This window comes from Pseudomonas caricapapayae, from assembly GCF_001400735.1.
Lineage (GTDB): Bacteria > Pseudomonadota > Gammaproteobacteria > Pseudomonadales > Pseudomonadaceae > Aquipseudomonas > Aquipseudomonas caricapapayae.
This window is the reverse complement of record NZ_LJPW01000009.1, coordinates 1-2,729: the sequence shown is the minus strand read 5'-3', so window position 1 is coordinate 2,729 and position 2,729 is coordinate 1. Positions and strand designations below refer to the sequence as shown.

1 protein-coding gene is annotated in these 2,729 nt (G+C 61.3%); it reads left to right on the top strand.

The annotated features are described in order from the left end of the window. Window positions 1–2,729: non-ribosomal peptide synthetase (locus ALO80_RS01855; protein WP_144434195.1), on the top strand; the 2,729-nt coding region annotated here is incomplete at both ends.

Genomic DNA, 2,729 nt, shown 5'->3' with positions numbered 1-2,729 from the left:
GAAGCCAGGCATGATCGCGTGTTGCCGACGGTCACGCCACAGCACCTGGCTTATGTGATCTATACCTCGGGTTCGACCGGTCAGCCCAAGGGCGTGATGATCGAGCATCGCAATCTCGTTAACCTGGTGGCCTGGCATTGCGAGGCGTTCAATCTGGCCCATCGCAAGCGGGTTTCGAGCGTGGCGGGCGTCGGTTTCGATGCTTGCGTCTGGGAACTATGGCCAGCGCTGTGCGTGGGAGCCAGCCTGTCGCTGTTGCCTGGAGAAGCGCTTGGCAATGATGTCGATGCGCTGCTGGGATGGTGGCGTCGGCAAGAACTGGACGTGAGCTTCTTGCCTACGCCGATTGCCGAGATTGCGTTCGCTCAAGGGATCGAGCCGGCGTCGCTGCAAACGTTGCTGATCGGTGGAGACCGGTTGCGTCAGTTTCCCAATCCGGATAGTCGGGTTGCGCTGATCAACAACTATGGTCCGACCGAGACCACGGTTGTGGCCACATCCGGTCTGATCGATGCAACGCAGTCGGTATTGCACATAGGCCGTCCGATAGCCAATACGCAGGTTTACCTGTTGGATGCGCACGGCCAGCCAGTGCCTATCGGGGTCAGCGGCGAGATTTATATCGGCGGCGCGGGGGTTGCCCGGGGTTATCTGAACAGGCCGGAACTGACGGCGGAGCGTTTTCTGGATGACCCGTTCAGTGCCGAAACCGCGGCGCGGATGTACAGGACCGGCGATCTGGGGCGCTGGTTGGCGGACGGCAATATCGAGTACCTGGGGCGCAATGACGATCAGGTCAAGCTCAGGGGAGTTCGTATCGAGCTGGGCGAGATTGAGGCGCAACTGAGGCAGATCGCGGACATCAGAGACGCTGTGGTGATTGCCCAAGAGGATACGCCGGGTGAAAAGCGTCTGACGGCGTACTACACGATGCAGGAAGCTGCACAGGCCATGACAGCGCAGACGTTGCGTGCTGCCTTGCAGGCGATGCTGCCGGAATACATGGTGCCGGCGGCATATGTGAAATTGTCCGAATGGCCGCTGACGCCGAACGGCAAGCTGGATCGGCGGGCATTGCCGGCGCCGGGGGACGACGCTTATGCCAGTCGTGACTACGAGGCGCCGGCAGGCGAAGTCGAGCGTGCGCTGGCGGAGATCTGGCAGGAGCTGCTCGGTGTCGATCGGGCGGGGCGCAACGATCACTTCTTCGATCTGGGTGGGCATTCGCTGCTGGCGATGAGGCTTATCTCCCTGGTCCGGCAGCGTTTTAGCGTGGAATTGGAACTGGCCGCGTTATTCGCGAATCCGCAGCTCGAGGCGCTTGCCTGCGTGGTGGCGCAGGCACAAAACAATACACTGCCGCAGATTGTGCCTGCGTCCCGAGGGGCGCAACTGCCGCTGTCGTTTGCTCAGCAACGGTTGTGGTTTCTGGCGCAGATGGAAGGTGCCAGTGCTGCTTACCACATACCGGCGAGGCTGCGCATCGTCGGCGCGCTGGATGAAGCCGCCTTGCAGCATGCGTTGAACCGGATTGTGGCGCGTCACGAAGTACTGCGCACAACGTTTGTCCAGACCGGGGATCAGGCCGTAGTGCTCTGCATCCATCCCGAGGAAACAGGCTGCCCGTTGCGCAAGTACGATCTCACGACGCATGCCGATAGCTCGAGTGAGTTGGCACGACTGATGGACGAAGCAGCCATTGGGCGCTTCGATCTTCAGCAGGGACCGCTGATTCGAGGGAGTCTGGTTCGGCTGAGCGATGACGAGCATGTGTTGCTGTTGACGATGCACCACATCGTATCGGATGGCTGGTCGATGGGCGTGTTGACGTGCGAGTTGGGAGCACTCTACGCGAGCGGTTGCCAAGCTGATGCAGACCCGTTGCCGCAGTTGTCGATCCAGTACGCGGACTATGCGGTGTGGCAACGAGGCTGGTTGAGCGGCGAGGTATTGCACAAGCAAAGCACATACTGGCAGACCGCTCTGCTCGATGCGCCGGCATTGCTGATGTTGCCCTCTGATCGTGTACGTCCGGCGCAACAGGACTATACGGGCGATGCGGTGCCCGTGGTGCTGGATGAGACGCTGAGCCATGAGCTCAAGGCGCTGAGTCGGCGGCACGGCACGACCCTGTTCATGACATTGCTGGCGGGCTGGGCGACGGTATTGAGTCGTTTGTCCGGGCAGGATGAGGTGGTGATCGGTTCGCCGGTGGCGAACCGGATGAGCGCTGAGGTCGAGGGCCTGATCGGGTTTTTTGTCAACACCCTAGCGTTGCGGGTGAATGTGTCGGACGATCCGACGGTCGAGGCATTGCTGAGTCGTGTCAAGGCCTGCACTCTGGCGGCCTATGAACACCAGGATCTGCCTTTCGAGCAGGTGGTGGAGTTGCTCAAGCCGGTGCGCAGCTTGTCCCATAGCCCGCTGTTTCAGGCGATGCTGTCGTGGCAGAACACGCCGCCCGCAGAACTGGCGTTGGAGGGGCTGGAGCTAACGCTGCTGGATTCGGTAGCACGCACCACCAAGTACGATGTGTCCCTCGACTTGGCAGAGGTGGAGGGACGGATCGTCGGTTCGCTGGAATATGCCACGGCGCTGTTCGACCGCGAGACGGCCCAACGCTACGTGGCGTATCTGGAACGGGGGCTGCGTGCGATGGTCGAGAACGAGCGCCAGGTAGTGGGCGCGATCGAGCTCTTGGGCGAACCCGAACGTCGGCAAGTGCTTGT